Source organism: uncultured Massilia sp. (genome assembly GCF_913773735.1).
In the GTDB taxonomy this organism is placed as follows: domain Bacteria; phylum Pseudomonadota; class Gammaproteobacteria; order Burkholderiales; family Burkholderiaceae_D; genus Telluria.
In genome coordinates, this window is the sequence record NZ_CAJYEB010000040.1 from 67,437 (window position 1) to 89,599 (window position 22,163).

Annotated in this window: 13 protein-coding genes; 5 read left to right on the forward strand and 8 right to left on the reverse strand. The window is 68.0% G+C overall.

Annotated elements, in window-relative coordinates; translation table 11 throughout:
• Positions 1-62: 62 nt before the first annotated feature.
• A complete protein-coding gene (locus QZ749_RS20750) occupies positions 63-4,283 on the reverse strand; it encodes an ATP-binding protein (protein WP_296950751.1) in 4,221 nt (1,406 codons plus the stop codon).
• Between the two features lie 188 nt (positions 4,284-4,471).
• On the opposite strand from QZ749_RS20750, the gene QZ749_RS20755 reads away from it, so the two are divergent.
• Positions 4,472-6,256 (forward strand): ClcB-like voltage-gated chloride channel protein, encoded by a 1,785-nt coding sequence (locus QZ749_RS20755; protein ID WP_296950754.1) that lies wholly within the window; start codon positions 4,472-4,474, stop codon positions 6,254-6,256.
• A 14-nt stretch (positions 6,257-6,270) separates the two neighbouring features.
• On the opposite strand, the gene QZ749_RS20760 is transcribed toward QZ749_RS20755, so the two are convergent.
• From QZ749_RS20760 to ssb, 3 genes are all read right to left on the reverse strand, one after another.
• Positions 6,271-7,131 (reverse strand): hypothetical protein, encoded by an 861-nt coding sequence (locus tag QZ749_RS20760; RefSeq protein WP_296950758.1) that lies wholly within the window; start codon positions 7,129-7,131, stop codon positions 6,271-6,273.
• 9 nt (positions 7,132-7,140) lie between these two features.
• The gene (locus QZ749_RS20765) at positions 7,141-8,109 is read right to left on the reverse strand and encodes a glycosyltransferase family 2 protein (RefSeq protein ID WP_296950761.1); all 969 of its coding nucleotides are present in this window, start codon (positions 8,107-8,109) and stop codon (positions 7,141-7,143) included.
• A 183-nt stretch (positions 8,110-8,292) separates the two neighbouring features.
• Positions 8,293-8,787, reverse strand: coding sequence for a single-stranded DNA-binding protein (gene ssb, locus QZ749_RS20770; RefSeq protein WP_296950765.1), 495 nt, complete (start codon positions 8,785-8,787; stop codon positions 8,293-8,295).
• A gap of 487 nt (positions 8,788-9,274) precedes the next feature.
• Between ssb and uvrA the strand changes: the two genes are divergently transcribed.
• The 3 genes from uvrA (at position 9,275) to QZ749_RS20785 (ending at position 14,073) form a co-directional block, all read left to right on the forward strand.
• Entirely contained in the window at positions 9,275-12,124 is a 2,850-nt protein-coding gene (gene uvrA, locus QZ749_RS20775; RefSeq protein ID WP_296950767.1) for an excinuclease ABC subunit UvrA, read from the forward strand.
• Between the two features lie 84 nt (positions 12,125-12,208).
• A complete protein-coding gene (locus tag QZ749_RS20780) occupies positions 12,209-13,003 on the forward strand; it encodes a hypothetical protein (RefSeq protein WP_296950769.1) in 795 nt (264 codons plus the stop codon).
• The gene (locus QZ749_RS20785; protein WP_296950771.1) at positions 13,003-14,073 is read left to right on the forward strand and encodes a GSCFA domain-containing protein; all 1,071 of its coding nucleotides are present in this window, start codon (positions 13,003-13,005) and stop codon (positions 14,071-14,073) included. The genes QZ749_RS20780 and QZ749_RS20785 overlap by 1 nt, the downstream gene beginning before the upstream one ends.
• 3 nt (positions 14,074-14,076) lie before the next feature.
• Here QZ749_RS20785 and QZ749_RS20790 read toward each other — a convergent pair whose 3' ends face one another.
• From QZ749_RS20790 to QZ749_RS20800, 3 genes are all read right to left on the reverse strand, one after another.
• Positions 14,077-15,672, reverse strand: a complete 1,596-nt coding sequence (locus tag QZ749_RS20790; RefSeq protein ID WP_296950774.1) for a beta-xylosidase — start codon at positions 15,670-15,672, stop codon at positions 14,077-14,079.
• 195 nt (positions 15,673-15,867) lie between these two features.
• Complete coding sequence (locus tag QZ749_RS20795; protein ID WP_296950777.1) at positions 15,868-17,820, reverse strand: phosphatase PAP2 family protein; 1,953 nt, start codon at positions 17,818-17,820, stop codon at positions 15,868-15,870.
• Between the two features lie 179 nt (positions 17,821-17,999).
• A complete protein-coding gene (locus tag QZ749_RS20800; RefSeq protein WP_296950780.1) occupies positions 18,000-19,868 on the reverse strand; it encodes a phosphoenolpyruvate carboxykinase (GTP) in 1,869 nt (622 codons plus the stop codon).
• 370 nt (positions 19,869-20,238) lie between these two features.
• Here QZ749_RS20800 and QZ749_RS20805 point away from each other — a divergent pair, with 370 nt between their 5' ends.
• Positions 20,239-21,237 carry a D-2-hydroxyacid dehydrogenase family protein gene (locus QZ749_RS20805; protein WP_296950782.1) on the forward strand — a complete coding sequence of 333 codons (999 nt, stop codon included), beginning with the start codon at positions 20,239-20,241 and terminating at the stop codon, positions 21,235-21,237.
• 53 nt (positions 21,238-21,290) lie between these two features.
• On the opposite strand, the gene QZ749_RS20810 is transcribed toward QZ749_RS20805, so the two are convergent.
• The gene (locus QZ749_RS20810; RefSeq protein WP_296950785.1) at positions 21,291-22,049 is read right to left on the reverse strand and encodes an L-asparaginase; all 759 of its coding nucleotides are present in this window, start codon (positions 22,047-22,049) and stop codon (positions 21,291-21,293) included.
• Between the last annotated feature and the right edge of the window lie 114 nt (positions 22,050-22,163).

Here is a 22,163-nt window from a genome sequence, read left to right on the forward strand (position 1 = left end):
TTGGCTGGAGCCGGACAGTGTAAGCCGACCCCGCCGGGCGCTTCGCACGATTGCCGCCAGGATCACCCCCTGGCGCGCGCCCCCACGTCGCGCAGCAGCGCTTCCACGCTGCCGAAATCGGCCGGCTTGGTGAAATGGGCGTCGAAACCGGCCGCGCGCGAGCGCAGGCGGTCCTGCTCGGCGCCCCAGCCGGTCAGCGCCACCAGCGTCGCCTGGCCCATGCCCTCGAGCGCGCGCAGGTCCGGCGCGACCTCGAAGCCGCTGCGGTCGGGCAGGCCGATGTCGAGGAACACCGCATGCGGGCGGAAGCCGGCCGCCATCGCCAGCGCGGTGGCGCCGTCGTGCACCACGCGCACCGCATGGCCGCGCATCTCGAGCAGCGATCCCAGCGTGGAGGCGGCGTCGACGTTGTCGTCCACCACCAGCACGCGCAACGCGCCCTCGGCCGGGGCCGGGGGCGCGGCGCCGCCGCCCGGCTGCGCCGCGGCCTGCGTCCCCGCCGCCGCCGCGCCCAGCGGCAGGATCACGGTGAAGCGGCTGCCCAGGCCGACACCACCGCTTTCCGCCGTCACGCGGCCGCCGTGCAGCTCGACCAGGCGCTTGACCAGGTTCAGGCCGACGCCCAGGCCGCCCTGCGCCATGTTGTGGATGTTCTGCGCCTGCGCGTACATGTCGAACACGTGCGGCAGCATGTCGGCGCCGATGCCGATGCCGTTGTCGATCACCGAGACCGCGATCTCGTCCACGGCGACCCAGGCCTCGACCTCGATGCGGCCGTCCTTGGGCGTGTACTTGGCGGCGTTGTTGACCAGGTTGCTGAGCACCTGGGCGATGCGGTGGCGGTCGACGTGCAGCGTCACCGGCTCCTCCGGCAGGCGCACGTCCAGGCGGTGGCGGCCGGCGTCGACCAGCGGCATGCTGATCTCGACGGCATCGCCCACGACCTGCTGCAGCAGCACCGGCGCGCGGCGCAGCTCGACCTTCCCTTCCGACAGGCGCGCCATGTCGAGCAGGTCGTCGACCAGGTGCACCATGTGGTCGACCTGGCGCCGCATCATCGCCTGCACGTCGGCCACGCCCGGCGCGCCGCCCGAGCGGATGCGCATCAGTTCCAGTCCGGTGCGGATCGGCGCCAGCGGATTGCGCAGCTCGTGCGCCAGCGTGAACAGGAACTCGCTCTGCATGCGGTTCTTCTCGATCAGTTCCGCCGCCAGGCGCTGCAGCTCCTGCTCGGCGTGCTTGTGCGTGCTGATGTCGAAGGTGACGCCGTCGAAGCGCCCCGGCCGGCCCTTGTCGTCCAGGTCGCACCAGCCGATCGCGCGCAGCCAGCGGCCGCCGCTGCGGAGCTCCAGGTCGAGCGGCGCGCCGTGCTCCAGCGCGTGCGCGATCCCGGCGTGCAGGCGTTCGCGGTCCTGCTCATCCACGGCGGCCGGCAGCGCGCCGGCCGGCACGTCGCGCCGCTCGCCCAGTCCCAGGTGGGCCGCCATCTGGTCGTTCAGCTGGAAGCGCTCGAACGGGGCGTCGGCGTACCAGACGCCGATGTCGCCGGCGCGCGCCACTTCCTCCAGGCGCGCCTGCAGCATCGTGCGCACGTGCACGTCGACCACGGTGCCGACGTAGCCGCCCGGCTGGCCGTCCTCGCGCGTGCGCGGCGCGCCGGAATCGACGAACCAGCGATAGGTGCCGTCGTGGCGGCGCAGGCGGTAGTCGAACGAAAACGGCGCCTGGCGCGCGTTCGCCTCGAGGAAGGCATCGCGCGCGCGCGCCAGGTCGTCGGGGTGGACGTTGTCGAGCCAGCCCAGGCCCAGGTCCTGCTCGGGCGTGCGGCCGGTGTAGTCGTACCAGCGCTTGCTCAGGTAGGTGCACTGGCCGTCCGGCCCGGTCGTCCACAACATGATGGGGGCGACGTCGATGAGCGAACGGAAGTAGGTCTCGCGCATTTCCAGCGCCTGGCGCTGCAGCCGGCGCTCGCGCGCCAGGTCGAGCTGGCGCTGCACGCGCGCCAGCAGCTCGCTGGCGGCGAAGGGTTTCACCAGGTAGTCGTCGGCGCCGGCCTGCAGGCCCTCGACCTTGGCTTCCTCGCCGGCGCGCGCCGACAGCAGCATGACCGGCAGGTGGCGCAGCGCGTCGCTGGCGCGGATGCGCGCGATCAGGCCGAAGCCGTCCAGCCTGGGCATCATCACGTCGCTCAGCAGCAGGTCGGGCGGATCGCGCAGCAGCGCCGCGTAGGCGGCCTCGCCGTCGGCGCACACGCCGACGTCGGCATGCGGATCGAGCAGCGACTTCAGGTAGGCGAGCATGTCGTTGTTGTCGTCGGCGATCAGGATGCGCGGGCGCGCGGCCTGCGGCGCCAGGATGCCCGCCATGGCCGGCCCGGCGCCGGCCGGGGACGATGGCGCGGCCGACGGCTCGTCCGGCAGCCAGCGCAGCGCCTCCTCGACGAAGGCGGCGCCCATGCGCCCGCCGGTGCCGCCGGTGCCGCCGGTGCCGCCCGGCTGCTCGTCCGGCGCCGCGTCCCCGGCGGACGGCTGCAGCACGCGGTCCTCGGGCAGGTGCGCATGGCCGAACGGGATGTCGACGTCGAAGCGGGTGCCCTCGCCCAGCGTGCTGCGCACGGCGATGGCGCCGCCGTGCAGGCGCACCAGTTCCTGGATCAGCGCCAGGCCGATGCCGGTGCCCTCGAAGGTGCGGCCCGGCGTGCCCTCGATGCGGTGGAAGCGCTCGAACACGCGCGGCAGCTCGGCGTCGGGGATGCCGCTGCCGGTGTCCTGCACCGACAGCCGCGCCATGCCGTCGCGGCGCGCCAGCGTGACGGTGACGCCGCCGCGCAGCGTGAACTTGAAGGCGTTCGACAGCAGGTTGAAGACGACCTTTTCCCACATGTCGCGGTCGACGTAGACGGGTTCGCCCAGGTCTTCCAGCACGACGCGGTAGGCCAGGCCGCCCTTTTCCATCGCCGACTCGAACACGCTGGCCAGGTCGGCCGTCAGGCGCGCCAGGTCGAGCGGCTCGTAGTGCGCCTGCACCCGGCCCGCCTCGATGCGCGAGAAGTCGAGCAGGGAGTTGACCAGCTTGAGCAGGCGTAGCGCGTTGCGGTGGGTGACGTCGATGCGGCGCCGCTGGGCGGGGCCGAGCGGCTCGTCGCGGTTGGCCAGGGCATCGTCGAGCGGCCCCAGGATCAGCGTCAGCGGCGTGCGGAACTCGTGCGAGACGTTGGAAAAGAACGCGGTCTTGGCGCGGTCGATCTGGGCCAGTTCCTCGGCGCGGCGCTGCTCCTTCTCGTAGGCCACCACGTTGCCCACCGCGGTGTTCACGGCGGCGCCCAGCAATTCGTAGAAGTGCAGGTAGTCGGCGTCCAGCGCGCGCGCCGCGCTGACGCCGGCGACGACGAAGCCGAACAGTTCCTGCTGGCCCGGCACCGTCACCGGCAGCACCATCGCCACGTCCGGCGGCGCGTCGTAGGGACCGCACTTGACGCCCGCGAAGCGCGGCGCCAGGCCGTCGATGCGCTGCGCCGCGCGCGCCTGCGCGGTGCGCGCGAACGGCCACAGGGTATCGTCCAGGGGCAGCTCGGCCGGCGCCAGGCCGGTAGCCGCATCGAGGCCGGCGCTGCTGCGCAGCACCAGCCTGCCGCTGTCATGGTCGATCTGGTACAGCAGCACGAACGGCAGGTCGAGCGCCAGGTTCGGGTATTGCGCCTCGAGGTCGCGCCCGATGTCCTGCACCGCGCGCGCGTCGGCGATGGCCGCGCTCAGGTCGCGCAGGCACTGGGTGCGGCGCGCGCTGAGCACCGATGCCGTCGCCTCCGAGATCGGGTGGAAGATCCCGCCCACCTCGCCCGACTCGTCCCGGATCGGCGAGAACGAGAAGGTCATGAACGCTTCCTCGAGGTAGCCGTAGCGGTCGAGGAACATGCGCTGGTCGCGGATGTACGTGCCCTCGCCCTTGTGGGCACGGTCGAACTTGTCGCCCACCACGGGCAGGGCGCTGGCCCAGACTTCCTTGAAGGCGCCGCCCATCGATTGCGGATGCAGGTCGCCGCAGATGGGGCGGTAGGCGTCGTTGTAGATCTGGATGTCGTCCGGTCCCCAGGCGATCAGGATCGGAAAGGTCGAGGACAGGCACAGGCTGACCGACGTGCGCAGGCTCTGCGGCCACGTCGCGGGCGGCCCCAGCGGCGTCTTCGACCAGTCCATGGTGCGGATCAGGGCGCCCATCTCGCCGCCGCCGGCAAGCCAGCTCAGGTCGTCGGTTGCGGCGGAAAGGGGGCTGGCAGGGGACATGGAGACAGGATTCAAGGAAATTGATGATGATCGCCACCATATTTTAAGCCAGGTGCGCCGGCGAATTGCGCAATTTACAAATTCGCCGGGACGGCGGCCGCGCATCGGCAGGGCCCCGCCCGCCTCGTTCGTGCGAAGCGGTCGCCATTCTTCCTATAATGGCGCCTGTCCCGTCCCCGATGCCGCCGATGCCCCCGACCGTTCGCCACGCCCGATTCCTCCTTGCCGCCGGCAGGCTCGGGCGCCTCGTCGCGCGCCTGCGCGGCCTGCTGCACGCCAATGCGTTCCTGCTGTGGGGCGCGCTGGTGGGCGTCATCGGCGCGCTGGCGACCGTCGCCTTCCGCGACGGCCTGGCCTTCCTGCAGTCGCTGCTGTTCGGCCATGCCGGCTCCTTCGTCGAGATCGCGACCGCCCTGCCCTGGCAGGCGCGCCTGCTGGTGCCCTGCGCCGGCGGCCTGCTGGCCGGATGCCTGCTGGTGCCGGCGCGCCGCGTCGGCGCCGGCGCACGCGCCGACTACATGGAAGCGGTGGCCGTCGGCGACGGCCGGGTGCCGGTGGGGCTCACCCTGCTCAACAGCGCGTCGTCGCTGCTGTCGATCGCCTCCGGCGGCTCGATCGGACGCGAAGGATCGATGATCCAGCTGGCGGCGATGAGCGCCTCCGTGACCGGCCGCCTGGCCGGCTTCGCGACCACGCGCCTGCGCCTGCTGGTGGCCTGCGGCGCGGCGGCTGGCATCGCCGCGGCCTACAATGCGCCGATCGCCAGCGCCTTCTTCGTCACCGAGATCATCCTCGGCGCGATCACCATGGGCAGCCTGGGCCCGATCATGGTGGCGTCGGTCGTGGCCAACATCACCATGCGCCGCCTGCCCGGCTACCATCCGACCTACGAGATGCCGGCGTTCGCGCCCGTCGCCAACCTGGAGGTCGCCTGGTTCGTGGCATTGGGCGTCCTGGCGGGCCTGGCGGCGCCGGCCTTCCTGTACGCGCTGCAGCAGGCGCGGCGCCTGTTCGCCGCCGGCGCGCTGCCGCTGCCGCTGCGCCTCGCGCTGGGCGGGCTGGGCGTCGGCGCGATCTCCGTCTGGGTGCCGCAGGTGTGGGGCAACGGCTACAGCGTGGTGAACGGGCTGTTGCACCAGTCGTGGCTATGGCAGGCGGTGCTGCTGGTCCTGGCCTGCAAGATCGTCGCCACCCTCCTGACCAGCGGTTCCGGCGCCATCGGCGGCATTTTCACGCCCACGCTGTTCGTCGGCGCCGCCGTCGGCCACCTGTTCGCGCTGCTGCCGCAGGCCCTGTCGCCGGCCACCGCATCGACGCCGGCCGCCTACGTCGCGGTCGGCATGGGCGCGACGCTGGCCGCCGCCACCAGCGCGCCGCTGATGGCGATCCTGATGATCTTCGAGATGACGCTCAGCTACTCGCTGATGCTGCCGCTGATGCTGGCCTGCGTGGCCGCCCACGCCGTCGCGCGCGCCGTCGGCGGCCCGTCGATGTACGAGATCACTGCCCGCCGCGCCGCCGACGAGACCGAGCGCGAACGCCTGCACGCGGTGCGCATGCGCGAACTGGTCCGCCCGGCCGAGACCGTCCTGCCGGAACAGGCGGCCATCGCGGACGCGGCGGCGATGTTCCGCCAGCATGCGGTGCGATACCTGTACCTGGTCGACGCGCGCGGCCGCTACCGGGGCGCGGTGGCGCTGCAGGACGTGGCCGCGCTGTACCAGGAGTGCGGCGAGGCGGCCGGCGGCGGCGCCTGCGCCGCGATCGCGCGTACCGACGGCCTGCCGCTGGTCACCGCCGGGATGGGGCTGGACGATGCCTTGCGCCAGTTCATGCGCCACTTCGGCGAACGCCTGCCGGCCGTGGCCAGCGACGCAGATCCGGAACTGCTGGGCGCGGTGCACAAGACCGACGTGCTGGATGCCTACGTGCGGCTGAACCAGGCGCCGCTGGGCATCCATCCCGGCGCGTGACGGCGACGCTCCCGTCAGCCCTCGCGGCCGGTCAGGCGGCTGCGGATCCGGGAAGAATAATATTTCAGCTTTTCCGACTGGGATGCGCATTCGGCGAGCACCGGCACATAGTATTTTTTCCAGGCCGGCGGAATGGCGCGGGGAATTTCGCACTCGATGAAGCGCTTGCCGACGCTGGCCGTGCGCAAGGTCTTCAGTTCGACGAAGGGGTCGACGCCCAGCGACGCCAGGTAGCGGTAGAACGGCCCGTCGGCCAGGTCGACGGGCGAGTCGTGGCGCATCACGAAGCGGTCGTTGACCGCCATGCTCAGGTGCTTCAGCTTCGCATACCAGTGATATTCGAGGCCCCACGTCGAGATCGAGTCCGAGAACCCGCCGATGACCGCCATCAGGCCTTCCTTCGAAAAGATGGGGGCCATGACTTCGACGAAGCTGACTTCGCGCCAGCCGCCGCCGTTCCTGGCTTTCAGGAAGTCCCAGTAGGTGCTCGAATCGCGCGCGACGGCAGCCTGGTACAGCGTCTTGCCGCTGGCGGCGCCGTCGCGCAGGAAGCGGACCAGGTCGGGGAAGGCGATGCCGACGTCGGGATCGAAGAAGGCGAAGGATTCGAAGTCGAGCATGTCCGGATGATCGGCGAAGAACAGCCGCGCGGCGTCGAACTTCGACATGCCGCCCCGGATGAGCCAGCAGTTCTTGTCGATCGGGAAATCGATCGGTTGATATTGCGACAGCACGACGATGACGTCCTCGTGGTCCGCGTAATCCTTCAGGCACAGCGGGTATTTCTGCCCGCAGCGGATGAACAGGATGAACCGCCCCGTTGTCTTGCCGACCTGGTCGACGTCGATCGTCCTTGCATTGAGATTCAGCGCCATGTTTGTTTCCTATCCTTGCAGATTGCCGACGGCATCCGTGCCGGCCTGTTTCAGGCGCGCGGCGCCGTGCACGTCGCCCTCGAAATGCCAGATCTCGGGAGCGGCCCTGTCGCTGCTCCGGCGCGCGCCGGACAGGCGGCTGCGCACGAAGCGCGTCGCGCCGGCGAGTTCGTGCAGGCAGTAGTCGCGGTGCCCCTGCCGCAGCAGCGAGCGCAGGCGCCAGTACCAGTTCTTGAGGTAGAGCTTCCTGGCACGCGATTCCAGGATGGTCTTCATCGACAGCGCGCCGCGGCCGAACGCGTAGCCGCAATACAGTTTTTTCACGTCGTTTTCGAGCCTGCGGCGATGGTGGTGGAAGACCACGACGGCGGGATCGTAGCGGCCGGTGAATCCCAGCAGCGATGCCCGGATCAGCACATCGGTGTCCTCGCCCGAATCGAACGTCGTTCCGGCGCCGAGGTGCGGATCGAAGCCATCGACGGCTTCCAGCAGTCTGCGCGTGCACGAGAAATTGGCGCCGATGATCTGGCCGGACTCGATGTGGCTGTGCGCGGGATAGAAGACCGGCTGCGTCGACGTCTGGATCGTGATGGGCGCGTCGTCCGGGTCGAACAGCAGGACGCGCCCGCCGACGTAGCCGAGGTCCGGCTCGCGGAAGGCGCGCACCACCGCCACCAGCCAGTCTTCCTGCGGATAGCAGTCGTCGTCGGTGAAGGCGACGATCGCCCCGCGCGCGGCGCGCCACCCGGCATTGCGCGCATTCGACAGCCCGGCCTTTTTCTCGCGCACCACCTGGATCGGGATCGAGGCGTGCAGGGAAAACTCCTTGAGGATGTCGAGGGTATTGTCGCTCGAGTTGTTGTCCACGAAGACCAGTTCCCAGCTGACATCGGGCGGTTGCAGGTCGCGCAACTTCGCCAGCGTCTCGGGGAGGCGCGCGGCGCGGTTTCTCGTGCATATGACGACACTGAGGTCCATCCAAGTTCCTTTCGGCAGGTACTACTCGTGCGAGCGTTCGGTCCCGGTAGTGCGGGCTTTCCTTGAGTCTACAATTATAGGATTGTCTACAAAATCATGGCGATTCGATACGCACGGTGCCGGAAAGAAAAACGCCCCGCAGCAGGGCTGGCGGGGCGTTGCTTGTGGCCGTTCTGTTGTGTTTTAGAACGGAATATCGTCGTCCATGTCCGAGAAGTTCGGCGCCGGTTTCGGCTGCGGACGGGCGGCCGGTGCCGGCGGCGCCTGGCGCGGGGCCTGCTGGCGCGGGGCTTCATAGCCGCCGTCCATGTCCATGCCCATGTCGTTGCCGCCGCCCATGCCCTGGCGGCCACCCAGCATCTGCATGTTTTCCGCGATGATGTCGGTCGCGTAGCGCTCGATGCCGTCCTTGTCGGTGTACTTGCGGGTCTGCAGGCGGCCTTCGACGTAGACCGACGAACCCTTCTTGAGGTACTGGCCGACGATCTCGGCCAGGCGGCCGAAGAAGGAAATGCGGTGCCACTCGGTCAGCTCTTTCTGCTCGCCGGTGTTGCGGTCCTTCGAACGGTAGGACGTGGCCACGGCGATGTTGGCGATGGCGTCGCCGCTCGGCATGTAGCGGATTTCCGGATCGCGGCCGAGGTTGCCGACGATGATGACCTTGTTGACTGATGCCATTTTTGAAACTCCTTTGGATGGTCCCTGGCTCTGCATGGTGACTAAGCGCCAGGGAAACTGTTTGAAAGCGGTCCGCTATTATGCTGTTCAGGTGCACTGGAACGCAACTGATTCAGCATGGACCGGACGCCTGGTTCGACAGCATCCGGTCAGACCTGGATGTGAGGCCGAAGTGCCCCATTTGGAAGAGACGCAGGTCAACATTCTTCGCTAACCGTCGGGCTAGGCAAGCCGAAATTTTTTCGTTTTCTGGCGAGTCTGCCATTGAATTGCCCCCTACCCGGCACACATACGGAACACGCGCGTGCACGCCACGCGACAGCTGTTTTCAAGTCGTCATTTCAAGGTATTAACGTCGGCATGCTTTCTTCGCCGGCGCCATACCACTGTAAATAAAAACAGGTACACTAGCGAGTTCCCCGTCCGGCCGCCCACCGTCGACAGCGTGCGCCGGCCCGCAACCCTTCGAAAGCTGATAAAGAGATTAATGGAACAAATCCGTATCCGCGGCGCCCGCACGCACAACCTCAAGAACATCAACCTCGACCTGCCGCGCAACAAGCTGATCGTGATTACCGGCCTGTCGGGTTCCGGTAAATCCTCGCTCGCCTTCGACACGCTGTACGCCGAGGGACAGCGCCGCTACGTCGAGTCGCTGTCGGCCTATGCCCGCCAGTTCCTGCAGTTGATGGAAAAGCCGGACGTCGACATGATCGAGGGCCTGTCCCCGGCCATTTCGATCGAGCAGAAGGCGACCTCGCACAACCCGCGCTCGACCGTCGGTACCGTGACCGAGATCCACGACTACCTGCGCCTGCTGTACGCCCGCGTCGGCACGCCCTACTGCCCGGACCACCCGCACGAGCCGCTGGCCGCGCAGACCGTGTCGCAGATGGTCGATGCCGTGCTGGGCATGCCGGAAGGGACCAAGCTGATGATCCTGGCGCCCGTCGTCGCCAACCGCAAGGGCGAGCACGGCGACCTGTTCGCGGGCATGCAGGCCCAGGGCTTCGTGCGCTTCCGCATCCAGAGCGGCACGGCGGCGGCGAAGATCTACGACGTCGACGACCTGCCGAAGCTCAAGAAAACCGAGAAGCACACGATCGACGTCGTGATCGACCGCGTCAAGGTCAACGCCGACATCAAGCAGCGCCTGGCCGAGAGTTTCGAGACCGCGCTGCGCATCGCCGACGGCCGCGCCGTGGCCTACGAGATGGACACCGAGAAGGAACACATCTTCTCGAACAAGTTCGCCTGCAACGTCTGCGGCTATTCGCTGCAGGAGCTGGAGCCGCGCCTGTTCTCGTTCAACAACCCGATGGGCGCCTGCCAGGAATGCGACGGCCTGGGCCACATCGAGTTCTTCGATCCGAAGCGCATCGTCGCCTTCCCCAACCTGTCGCTCGCCTCCGGCGCCGTGAAGGGCTGGGACCGCCGCAACCAGTTCTACTTCCAGATGCTGACGAGCCTGGCGGACCACTACGGCTTCGACCTCGACAAGCCGTTCGAGCAGCTGGCCAAGCCGGCCCAGGACGCCGTGCTGTTCGGCTCGGGCAAGACCAATGTGCCGTTCGCCTACGTCAACGAACGCGGCCGCACCGTGATCCGCGAGCATACCTTCGAGGGCGTGGTGAACAACCTGCAGCGCCGCTACCGCGAGACCGATTCGATGGCGGTCAAGGAAGAGCTGGCGAAGTTCATCAACCAGAAGGAATGCCCGACCTGCAGCGGCGCGCGCCTGCGTACCGAGGCGCGCTACGTCAAGATCGGCGCCGGCGACCAGCAGCGTGCCATCTACGAGGTGGCCAGGACCCCGCTGCGCGACTGCCTGAAGTACTTCGCCGGCCTGGAACTGACCGGCGCCAAGAAGGACATCGCCGACCGCGTGATCAAGGAAATCGTCGCGCGCCTGAAGTTCCTGAACGACGTCGGCCTGGACTACCTGTCGCTGGACCGCAGCGCCGACACCCTGTCGGGCGGCGAAGCCCAGCGCATCCGCCTGGCCTCGCAGATCGGCTCGGGCCTGACCGGCGTGATGTACGTGCTGGACGAGCCGTCGATCGGCCTGCACCAGCGCGACAACGACCGCCTGATCGCCACGCTGAAGCACCTGCGCGACATCGGCAACAGCGTGCTGGTGGTCGAGCACGACGAGGACGCGATCCGCACCGCCGACTACATCGTCGACATGGGACCGGGCGCGGGCGTGCACGGCGGCGCCGTGATCGCCGAGGGTTCGCTCAAGGACATCCTCAAGAACAAGCAGTCGCTGACCGCGCAATACCTGAGCGGGCGCAAGAAGATCGAGGTGCCGAAACAGCGTACCGAGGCCGATCCGGAACGCCAGCTGGTGATTACCGGCGCCACCGGCAACAACCTCAAGAACGTCTCGCTGGAACTGCCGGTGGGCCTGCTCACCTGCGTGACCGGCGTGTCCGGTTCCGGTAAATCGACGCTGGTGAACGACACGCTGTACCCGGCCCTGTCACGCCACCTGTACGGCTCGCAGACCGACCCGGCGCCGCACGAGGCGATCCACGGCCTGGAGCACTTCGACAAGGTCATCTCCGTCGACCAGGCGCCGATCGGCCGCACCCCGCGTTCGAACCCGGCCACCTATACCGGCGTGTTCACGCCGATCCGCGACCTGTTCGCCACGGTGCCGACCGCGAAGGAACGCGGCTATTCGGCGGGGCGCTTCTCGTTCAACGTCAAGGGCGGCCGCTGCGAGGCCTGCCAGGGCGACGGCGTGGTCAAGGTCGAGATGCACTTCCTGCCGGACGTGTACGTGCCCTGCGACGTCTGCCACGGCAAGCGCTACAACCGCGAAACGCTCGAAGTCCAGTACAAGGGCAAGAACATCACCGAAGTGCTGGACATGACGGTCGAGGACGCGCACGAGTTCTTCAAGCCGGTGCCGGTCATCGCCCGCAAGCTCCACACGCTGCTGGACGTGGGCCTGGGCTACATCAAGCTGGGCCAGAGCGCGACCACGCTGTCGGGCGGCGAGGCGCAGCGCGTCAAGCTGTCGCTGGAACTGTCCAAGCGCGACACCGGCCGCACGCTGTACATCCTGGACGAGCCGACCACCGGCCTGCACTTCGCCGACATCGACCTGCTGCTGAAGGTGATCCACCGCCTGCGCGACCAGGGCAACACGCTCGTCATCATCGAGCACAACCTGGACGTGATCAAGACGGCGGACTGGATCGTCGACCTGGGTCCGGAAGGCGGCGCGGGCGGCGGCACCATCGTCGCGCACGGCACGCCGGAAGAGGTGGCGGACAACCCGTCCAGCGTCACCGGCAAGTACCTGAAGCCGCTGCTCAAGCAATAAGCAACAGGCGGGAAACCGGCCGGCGATCCGGCCGGTTTTCTCTGCTAGAATCGGTAGAACATTCTCCTGAGCAAGAAAGCGCGCATGATTTATATCCTGGGCATGAGCCACATCCACCCGGTGCTGGATGCCTGCGCCGTCGACGGCTTCGACGCGCAGAAGGCCAAGATCATGAACGACAGCGCGCCGGCCTTCGTCGACTGGGACACCGCGCCCGGCCTGCTGCCGGCGCCCGTCAAGGCGGCCAACATCCACATCGGGCAGTTCGCCCTGCACTGGGGACCGGCGCTGGCGCAGATGACCGCCCCGGGCGTCGTCGGCGTGGTGCCGGGCTTCCAGGAATTCCTCGCCACGATCGACCGGGCCACGCCGGGCAACGTGCTGTTCGCCTTCATGCACGGTGAGGAATACCACCACATGAGCGTGCGCGAGTACAACGCGCCCTACGATTTCGAGCTGCCGGCGCGCCCCGACCTCGGCTTCGCGCCCGGCCGCCAGGTGGTGCCGCTGGAATTCGTCGAGCGCCAGGCCGATTATTTCCTGCAGCGGGCCGTCGCCAACCTGTCCGCGCTGCGCAGCTTCCTGCCGGGCATGCGGATCGTGAACGTGATCTGTCCGCCGCCGAGCACGCCGGGCGAGGAGCTGGGCGGTCCGCCCCATCACTTCGTGCGCCTGAAGAACTACCTCGTCTATGCGCATGCGCTGCATGCGGCAGCCACGCGGATCGGTATCGACACCCTGCGCCCGCCCGCCGCCGCGCTGACGCCCGAGGGCCTGCTGCAGGAACGCTATGCCGAAGACCCGGTCCACGGCAACAGGGACTATGGACTGATGGTCATCGCGCAAATGAAGGACCTGATCATGCAGGAGGCCCGCTGATGCATCCCTACTCGACACTGCCGGCGCGGAATTTCTGGAAGAAGTTCGTCTCCGATTCGCCCTGGCGCGACTTGGGCCTGAACGACCGGCCGAAGTTCGCGCTCCAGCCCAGCGACCGCATCGCCACCGCGGGCAGCTGCTTCGCCCAGCACATCGCGCGCTACATGGCGCGCGTGGGCATGGCGCCCTACAGCGCCGAACCGGCGCACACGCTGCTGCAGGAATTCGGCGGCGACGTCGATAGCTACAAACTGTTTTCCGCCCGCTACGGCAACATCTACACGATCCGCCAGTACCTCGAGCTGTTCCGCCAGGCCTTCGGCCTGATGCCGATCATCGAGGACTTCGTCGAGCAGGACGGCCGCTGGTTCGACCTGCTGCGCCCCAGCGTGCAGAAGGAAGGCTTCGCCAGCCTGGCTGAAGCACGCGCCGACCGCGCCTACCACCTGGGGCGCGTGCGGGCCATGTTCGAAACCGCGGACATCCTGGTGTTCACGCTGGGCCTGACGGAATCGTGGTGCCACGCGCAACACGGCTACACCTACCCGGTCTGCCCGGGCACCGTGCGCGGCAGCTACGATCCGGCGCTGCACGCCTTCCACAACTTCACCTGCACCGAGGTGGTCGCGGACCTGGAAGCGATGATCGCCGAGGTGGCGCGCGTGAATCCGGGCGCGCGCTGGATCCTCACCGTCTCGCCGGTGCAGCTGGTCGCCACCAACAGCCACAACAACGTGCTGCTCGCCTCGTCCTATTCGAAATCGGCGCTGCGCGCCGCGGCCGGCGAGGTGGAAGCGCGCCACGCGCACGTCGCCTATTTCCCCTCCTACGAGATCATCAACCATCCGGCGTCGTACGGCCAGTACCTGTCCTCGGACCTGCGCGACGTGACGGAACGCGGGGTGGCGCACGTGATGGACTGCTTCCTGTCCAGCTACTACGGCATCGGCGCGGCCGAGGAAAGGGTGGCGCCGGCGCCGCTGCAGGAAGCCGCCGCCCCCGTGCCGGCGCCGATGCTGCCGCCGGTCGAGTGCGACGAGTTGATGAACGCGCCAGCGGAGCGGCGCTGACGGTCAGCGTCCGGCCGGCGCGATCTTCACCAGCACCGCATCGTTCGCGCGCATGGCCACGTCCACGCTGGCCGTGCCGTTCGCGCCCACCGTCACGCGGCGGGTTTCCGGCTTGTCCCGCGTGCGTTCCTGCAGCCTGGCCAGCTGGCTTGCCGCCAGCGTCTTCGGGCGCCCCATCCCGATGTACGCCGTCGGCGCATCGTTGGCCTGGAAACCGGTGCGGTAGACCTGCATCGTGTACGTGCCGGGCCTCATCCCCTTCAGTGCGAGCCTCAGCGGCGCCGCCTTGCGGGTCGGCTGCACGACGGTATAGAAATTGCGGTTGGTGGCCCGGCTCTGGTCCGGCGTGTGGAAATCCCAGGCCAGCACCTGCACGCCGCCGCCCGCGTCGCGCGCCACCCAGGCCTGCTTGTCGGCGGTGCGGATTTCCCGGTCGCCCAGCTGGTTCAGGTATTTGTAGGCGAACCAGGCCGGCTTGCGGATGCCCTGCGGGTTCATCAGGCCGAAGCCGCCCTCGAACGGCGCCGTCGGCGGCCCCGGCTCCTCGAACAGGTCGGTATAGGTCCAGTAGCTCATGCCCTGCGCGATCCCCTCGGTCGCCTTCAGCTTGCTCAGGATATAGGCCGCGCCGATGTAGGAATCGTGCACGACGTCGCGCGGGTTGTAGCTGGTGCTCCATTCCGTGAAGTAGAGCGGCAGCCCGGGCAGGTAGGACGCCTCGATCTCCTGGCGGACCTTGCGCACGTCGGCCACGATGGCGTCCGGGTTCGGCGACAGCTTGGTGTCTTCCTTGCCGCTCTCGTCCAGGAAGCCGCCGTCCACCCCGTAGGTGTGCGTGGTGACGAAATCGACCGCCGCCCCGCTCTTTTGCGTGTGCGCCAGGAATTCCGGCACCCAGGCCGCGCCGGCCGTCGACGGGCCGCCCACGCGCAGTTGTGGATCGATCGCCTTGATGGTGCGCGCGGTCAGGTCGTACAGCGCGAAATACGCGGGCTGGTCGGCCTTTTCCCAGAAGCCGTCCAGGTTCGGCTCGTTCCACACTTCGAAGAACCAGGTGCGCACCTCTTCCTTGCCGTAGCGCTGCTGCAGGTGGCGCAGGAACGCGTCGACCAGCGCTGCCCATTGATCGTGCTTCGGATGCGAGGTATTGCCCTTCCAGTAGAAGATGGTCTGCGCCGAGGTCTTCATCGCGTCCGGCGTGAAGCCCAGCTCGACGAAAGGTTTTATTCCCATGCCCAGCAGCTTGTCGAAGAGGTAGTCGATCCTGGTCCAGTCGTAGACCGGCTTGCCGTCCACCACCTTGTAGGTGCCGAGCACGTCGTGGAAGATCGCGTGGAAGCGGATGTATCGGAAGCCCAGCTCGTCCTTCGCGATCTTCAGTTGCGCCAGGCTGTCGTCGCGGATCAGCGTGCCGGGATAGTCGGAACCGACCGACAGGTCGGCGAAGCGGTCGCGCGCCGTGGTCGGCGCGTCCAGGTCGATGGCGATGGTGCGGGTTCCCTCGGGAACCGCGGGGGCCGCCGCCATGGCAGGCACGGAAAAGGCGGCGGCAAGCGCCAGCGCCACGGCGCTGGAGAACAGGGTACGACGATGTCTCATGATCATTATCCTTGTGGCGTCGAATGTCCATGGATGGAAATGTTTGCGCTAACACTCATCCGGCCGCCCAGAATAATGGATAAGCAGGTTTTAGTAAAACAAAAGGTGCTGGCCGGGCCTGCGCCGGGCAGCACCGGCCATCGATGACGACATGGGCAGCTTGCGCTGCCCTGGCGCCTGGCCTACGCGTGCGGATCAGCCATCGATGCGGACGTCGACGCCGTCGCTGGCGTAGGACACGCTCGCCTTGTAGCCCTCGGCCACGACGGTGGTGAATACGCCCTTGCGCGCGCCCGCCGTCAGCACGCGATAGCTGGTGCCTGCCGACGGCTTGACGCCGTCGGCGAACCGGATGCGCAGCGTGCCGCCGACGATGGTGGCCGTGCCCTTCACCGCCACGAGGCCGGCGCCGCCGGCGCCGAGCGTGATGTCCAGCGTTCCCTTGTCGAGCTGGGCATAGTTGCCGCCGATGGCGAGCTGGCCCCTGGTCTTGCTCGCCAGCGTGCCGGCACCGCCGACATAGACGTCGCCCACGCCCAGCGCGCCGTCGGCATCGGCCTCCAGGGTGCCGCCGTCGACCTGGGTGCCGCCCGTGAAGCTGTTCTTGCCGTACAGGGCCAGGCGGCCGCTGCCTTTCAGCGTCAGCTTGCCACTGCCGGAAATATCGTTACGCCAGGCATCCATCGCATAGAAACCACCCCGCGCCGCGTCCATCGTCACGACGACATTGCCGTTGAAGGCACCGTAGCCGTCGGCCGCGGCGAACAGGTTCAGGCGGCCCCAGCCCTCGGGATCGTCCAGCACCGGATAACCGGAAGCGATCGCGGTGCTCTTGAGCACCGCGCGGCGCTGCGCGTCGCTCAGGTAAGGCAGGCGCGTCTCGAGCAGCACTTCGGCGCCTTTCGGCACGGCCGCCGGCACGTCGGTGGCGCCGATCCGCGGCAGGCCATAGGTCATGCGGCGCACGTAGTTCGCCTTGCTCGCCGCGTAGTCGGCGAAGCGGTCGGTGGCGGCGCCGGCGGACACGGCGTAGGCCGGGAAGGTGGCCGCGGTCGTGTTGGTCAGCTTCATGAGCGTATCGTGCGCCTGGGTCACGGCGGCGGCCCGGGTCGCGCTGCTCGCGGCGAGCAGGTTGGCGGCGGCCACGGCCTGCGCCTGCACGCGGCCGCTGATCACGTCCAGCGGCGAATGCATGCCGGCCAGGATGCGGCTCTCGCCCAGTTCCAGGCCGCGGCCGAGCAGTTGCTGGAAGCGCTCCGGCAGCACGTAGGCCATGGCCACCGCATTGCGGGTCGCTTCGGCCGAGTGGCCGCTGGTGAAGCCGCCGTCGGTCGGCGGCGTGGTGCTCTTGGCCGGTTCCAGCTGCGGCAGCACCTTCACGGCCGTGCTCCAGCGATACGGGCGGGCATACTTGTAGAAGCGCTTGGCCGGCTCGGTCGAGCCGTTGTTGCCCATCGCGTTGACCAGGTCCACCACCTTGCCGAAGTCCGCGTTGGCGTCGCCGCCGACGCCGTTGTTGTTGCCGCCGTCGTCGTACTTGACGGTCGTGGCGTCGGCCGGCACGCCGGTGATCGTGGTGGTCGCGCGCGCGGCGCTGCGCCATGCGCCGGTCAGCGGCCCCATGCCCTCGGTCACGCTGTAGCCCTTGTTGCGGCGGTCGTCCAGGTAGGCCAGCTGGGCCTGTTCCGGCGTGCGGTTCGCCGTGGCCTTCACCACATAGTCGATGTTCGCATCGTGCACGGCGGCGTTGACGACCGTACCGCCGTTGGTGCCGTCGTTCGGCACCCCGGTCCAGGTCGAGGCGACCACCGCGGGGAAGCCGTCGACGGCGGGCGCCGTGACGCCGGCATCGACGATTTCGGTCAAGGGCTTCCAGATGGCGAGCATGCCGCCCAGCACGCGCACGCCGGCATTCGTGGCCAGGGTGGCATAGCGTGCATCGCCGCGCTGGTTGGTGGCCGCCGTGTCGACGAAGGCGACGACGGCGGGCACCGGCACGTTCTCGACGAATCCCGGATCGGCCGGCGCCGCCGGCGCGGTGGTGACGGGCGCGAGGTCGGGACCGTCGTTGCCGCCACCGCAGGCGGCGAGCATGGACAGGACGGCGATCGAGACGAGCGTACGGGCGTGAGGGGACGTGCGCGGCATTGCGGGCTCCGGAAAAAGGATGATGAAGCCGCGCATTATTCTTCTGCGACATGACCGGGCGATGACACGGCGTCCATGAAAAAAGGGACAGGCGTGCGCCTGTCCCTCTTCCATGCCGCTGCGGCGCATGCCGCAGTCGTCGTCTACCCGCGGTTTCCCCGCAGTTTCCCCGCTACTGATTACCTGTCGTCCAGGCTTTGCATCAGCTTCTGCCTGGTGGCCACCAGTTCCTGCGGCAGGCGGTAGGCAAGCTTGTCGAACAGCTCGGCATGCAGCGCGAGTTCCTCGCGCCAGGCCGCCTTGTCGATGGCGGTGATGGTCGTGAACTGCTCGGCGCTGAACGCGACGCCGGTCCAGTTCAGGTCGCCGTACGACGGCGTGGTGCCGAACATGTGCTCGATGCCGCCGGCCTGGCCGTGGGTGCGGTCGAGGATCCACTTCAGCACGCGCATGTTGTCGCCGTAGCCCGGCCACACGAAATTGCCCTCGGCATCGGTGCGGAACCAGTTGACGCAGAAGATCTTCGGCAGCGCGGCCGGGTTCTTCTCGGCCACCTTGCGGCCCAGGTCCAGCCAGTGCTGGAAGTAGTCGCTCATGTTGTAGCCGATGAACGGCAGCATCGCGTACGGGTCGCGGCGCACGACGCCCATCTGGCCGGCGGCGGCGGCCGTCGTTTCCGAGCCCATCGTCGCGGCCATGTAGACGCCCTCGGTCCAGTCGCGCGCCTCGGTGACGAGCGGGATGGTGGTCGAGCGGCGGCCGCCGAAGATGAAGGCCGAGATCGGCACGCCGGCCGGATCGTCCCAGGCCGGGTCGATCACCGGGTTCTGGGTGGCGGCCACGGTGAAGCGCGCGTTCGGGTGCGCGGCCTTGGTGCCGGACGCCGGGGTCCAGTCCTTGCCCTGCCAGTCGATCAGGTGCGCAGGCGGCTCCTTGGTCATGCCTTCCCACCAGACGTCGCCGTCGTCGGTCAGGGCGACGTTGGTGAAGATGACGTTCTCGCGCAGCGAGGCCATGCAGTTGGGATTGGTCTTGTCGTTGGTGCCCGGGGCCACGCCGAAATAGCCGGCTTCCGGGTTGATGGCGACCAGGCGGCCATCCTGCCCCGGCTTGATCCAGGCGATGTCGTCGCCGATGGTGGTGACCTTCCAGCCGTCGAAGCCGGCGGGCGGGATCAGCATCGCGAAATTGGTCTTGCCGCAGGCCGAGGGGAACGCGGCGGCCACGTAGTGCTTGTCGCCCTGCGGCGATTCCACGCCCAGGATCAGCATGTGCTCGGCCAGCCAGCCGGTGCCGCCCTGCTGCGCTTCCTGGTAGCCCATGTTCGAGGCGATGCGCAGCGCGAAGCACTTCTTGCCCAGCAGCGCATTGCCGCCGTAGCCGGAACCGAAGGACCAGATCTCGCGGGTTTCCGGATAGTGCACGATGTACTTGGTGGCGTTGCACGGCCAGCGCACGTCCTGCTGGCCGGCGGCCAGCGGCATGCCGACGCTGTGCACGCAGGGCACGAACTCGCCGTCCTCGCCCAGCACGTCGTACACGGCGCGGCCCATGCGCGTCATGATGCGCATGTTGACGGCCACGTAGGGCGAGTCGGACAGCTCGACGCCGATGTGGGCGATCGGCGAGCCCAGCGGGCCCATCGAGAACGGCACCACGTACATGGTGCGGCCGGCCATGCAGCCGTCGAACAGGCCGTTCATCGTCTGGCGCATCTCGGCCGGGTCGACCCAGTTGTTGGTGGGGCCGGCCTGTTCCTTCGTCGCGGAGCAGATGAAGGTGCGGTCCTCGACGCGCGCCACGTCGCTCGGGTCCGAATGCGCCAGGTAGGAATTCGGCCGTTTTTCCGGGTTCAGCCGCTTCATCGTGCCCGCCTCGACCATCCGGGCGCACAGGCGGTCGTACTCTTCCTGGGAACCGTCGCACCAGTAGATGGCGTCGGGTTTCGTCAGGGCGGCGATGTCGGCCACCCAATTGATGAGTTTATCGTGCTTGATGTAAGCTGGGACGTTCAGTGCGGCGACGCCGCTCATCACGGGCTGGTTCATAGCGCTACCTCCAATGCCAATTAAGAATCCTTGTCTCTGTCCCGGCACGGCAGGATCGTCGAAGCGGCGCCGGGGACCCGGCGCCCGCGATGGGGGCTGCGGCGGTCTTGTCGCCAGCCCGGTGCGGCGCCGCATGCGTGGCATGGCGCGCAATCGTCAGGCTGGGGGGAACTGTTCAATGCCCTTGGATGATGTCGATCTGACATCGCAGGTCTTTATGTCTGGCCGATTCTACACCCCTGCCAAGGCGTTTCAAATGCTTCAACAACAAAAATGTAGGAATTTTGACCCAGTAATGTAGTAGGTTATTTGGCATCATCCAGATCCTGTCATTTCATTACGTTTTCAGCCGGAATCCGCGTAACTATTTATGAAAATTGCCATTCTCGACGACTACCAGGACGCCGTCCGCCACCTCGACGCCTTCCGCATGCTGGATGGCCACGAGGTCAAGGTGTTCCACAATTCCACGCGCGGCCTGGGCCAGCTGGCGATCCGCCTGGCCCCCTTCGACGCGCTGGTCCTGATCCGCGAACGCACGGCCTTCCCGCGCGCCCTTCTGGCCAGGCTGCCGAACCTGCGACTGATCTCGCAGACCGGCAAGGTTTCCGGCCACGTCGACGTGGCGGCCGCGACCGAACTCGGCATCGCCATCGCCGAGGGCGTCGGCTCGCCGGTGGCGCCCGCCGAGCTGGCCTGGGCGCTGATCATGGCGGCCAGCCGCAAGATCGTCCCGTATGCCAACAATCTGAAGGAAGGGCTGTGGCAGACGGCCTCGATCAATCCCGTGCTCAACGGCCTGGGACGTACCCTGAAGGGCCGCACGCTGGCAATCTGGGGCTACGGCAAGATCGGGCGCATGATGGCCGGCTACGGCAAGGCGTTCGGCATGCAGGTGATGGTCTGGGGCAGCGCGGCGAGCCGCCAGGCGGCGCAGGACGACGGCCACCAGGCCGCGCCGTCGCGCGCGGCCTTCTTCGAGCAGGCCGACGTGCTGACGCTGCACCTGCGCCTGGGCGACGCGACGCGCGGCATCGTGACGGCCGAGGACCTGGCGCGCATGCGCCACGATGCGCTGTTCGTGAATACCAGCCGGGCCGAGCTGGTGGCGGACGGTGCGCTGGAGGAAGCGCTGCGGCGCGGCCGGCCGGGCCATGCGGCGCTGGACGTGTTCACCGACGAACCCCTGGCGCCCGATGCGCCGCTGCTGAAGATCCCGACGGTGCTGGCGACGCCGCACCTGGGCTATGTGGAGAAGGACAGCTACGAGTTGTATTTCAGCAAGGCGTTCGAGAACGTGGTGAATTTCGCGAACGGCAATCCGACCAACATCCTCAATCCGGATGCGGTCGGCAAGCGACCAAGCTGATGACGCAGGGTGGGCACCCCGTGCCCATCCTGCGGAAAGATGCGCAGTCCAGCCTACCGCAGTTCCGGCTCGCCCGTGAAGTTCGGCTTGCGCATCGGCATCTCGTGCCGGCGCGTCCAGAGTCCGGCCCAGCCCGGCGGCCATGCGATGGCCGGGCCGGCATAGGCCGGCAGGCCGGCGCGCACGGCCACCACCGGCACCGGCGGCATGTCGACGAGGCCGCCGGCCCTGGGCGGGGGCGGCATGTCGAAGGAATACATGTAACCGGGCAGCAGCGCGTCGCACACGCCCGCGAACCAGGCCGTGTGGTCGTCGTCGCGGCCGAGCGCGCGCGCCAGGCCTTCGGGGTCGAACTTCGCCAGTGCATGGACGAGCTCGTCGGTACTGGCGCCGGGCGCGTCGCCCCAGCCCATGACGGGATTGTTGTTGTAGTCGGCGCCCGAGCCGTACCAGCCTTCGCGCCAGGGGCGCTGCATCCAGTCGCGCTGGCCGGCGAACAGGTGCCAGCGCCAGTGCAGGCCGGACGGCTTGGGCCAGGAGTGCAGGTACAGCTTTTCGTAGCCGGCCTGGTGCAGCGCGCGCACCATCGCCATCAGGCGCGCATGCGGCATGCGGTCCGGCGGCGAGCGGCGGAACAGGATGGCCTCGCCATCCGCGTGCTGCACTTCGTCGGTGGAGAGATTGAGGTCGAGCGTGCGCGCTTCATTGCCGAAACGCGCGGAAATCCACCCGGTCAGGAGATTGACGTGGGTGATGACGCCATAGCCGCGATGGCGGTGGAAAATGACGGTGCCGGGAGCGACGGGTTTCATTGACGAGAGAGGGCGCATGCCCATGAATAAGGGGCCGGGATACTCAGCCGATCCGGTAGATTCTAGCGTTTCGCATGCGGTTACACTACCGTTTGCGGCTATCATTACCCACCT

Coding starts and splice junctions, on each gene's coding strand:
- QZ749_RS20765 (WP_296950761.1), bottom strand. CDS start 8,109: ATGGACCTCAGTGTCGTCATATGCACGAGAAACCGCGCCGCGCGCCTC.
- QZ749_RS20750 (WP_296950751.1), bottom strand. CDS start 4,283: ATGTCCCCTGCCAGCCCCCTTTCCGCCGCAACCGACGACCTGAGCTGG.
- QZ749_RS20760 (WP_296950758.1), bottom strand. CDS start 7,131: ATGGCGCTGAATCTCAATGCAAGGACGATCGACGTCGACCAGGTCGGC.
- QZ749_RS20800 (WP_296950780.1), bottom strand. CDS start 19,868: ATGAACCAGCCCGTGATGAGCGGCGTCGCCGCACTGAACGTCCCAGCT.
- QZ749_RS20805 (WP_296950782.1), top strand. CDS start 20,239: ATGAAAATTGCCATTCTCGACGACTACCAGGACGCCGTCCGCCACCTC.
- QZ749_RS20790 (WP_296950774.1), bottom strand. CDS start 15,672: ATGAGACATCGTCGTACCCTGTTCTCCAGCGCCGTGGCGCTGGCGCTT.
- uvrA (WP_296950767.1), top strand. CDS start 9,275: ATGGAACAAATCCGTATCCGCGGCGCCCGCACGCACAACCTCAAGAAC.
- QZ749_RS20755 (WP_296950754.1), top strand. CDS start 4,472: ATGCCCCCGACCGTTCGCCACGCCCGATTCCTCCTTGCCGCCGGCAGG.
- QZ749_RS20810 (WP_296950785.1), bottom strand. CDS start 22,049: ATGAAACCCGTCGCTCCCGGCACCGTCATTTTCCACCGCCATCGCGGC.
- QZ749_RS20785 (WP_296950771.1), top strand. CDS start 13,003: ATGCATCCCTACTCGACACTGCCGGCGCGGAATTTCTGGAAGAAGTTC.
- ssb (WP_296950765.1), bottom strand. CDS start 8,787: ATGGCATCAGTCAACAAGGTCATCATCGTCGGCAACCTCGGCCGCGAT.
- QZ749_RS20795 (WP_296950777.1), bottom strand. CDS start 17,820: ATGCCGCGCACGTCCCCTCACGCCCGTACGCTCGTCTCGATCGCCGTC.
- QZ749_RS20780 (WP_296950769.1), top strand. CDS start 12,209: ATGATTTATATCCTGGGCATGAGCCACATCCACCCGGTGCTGGATGCC.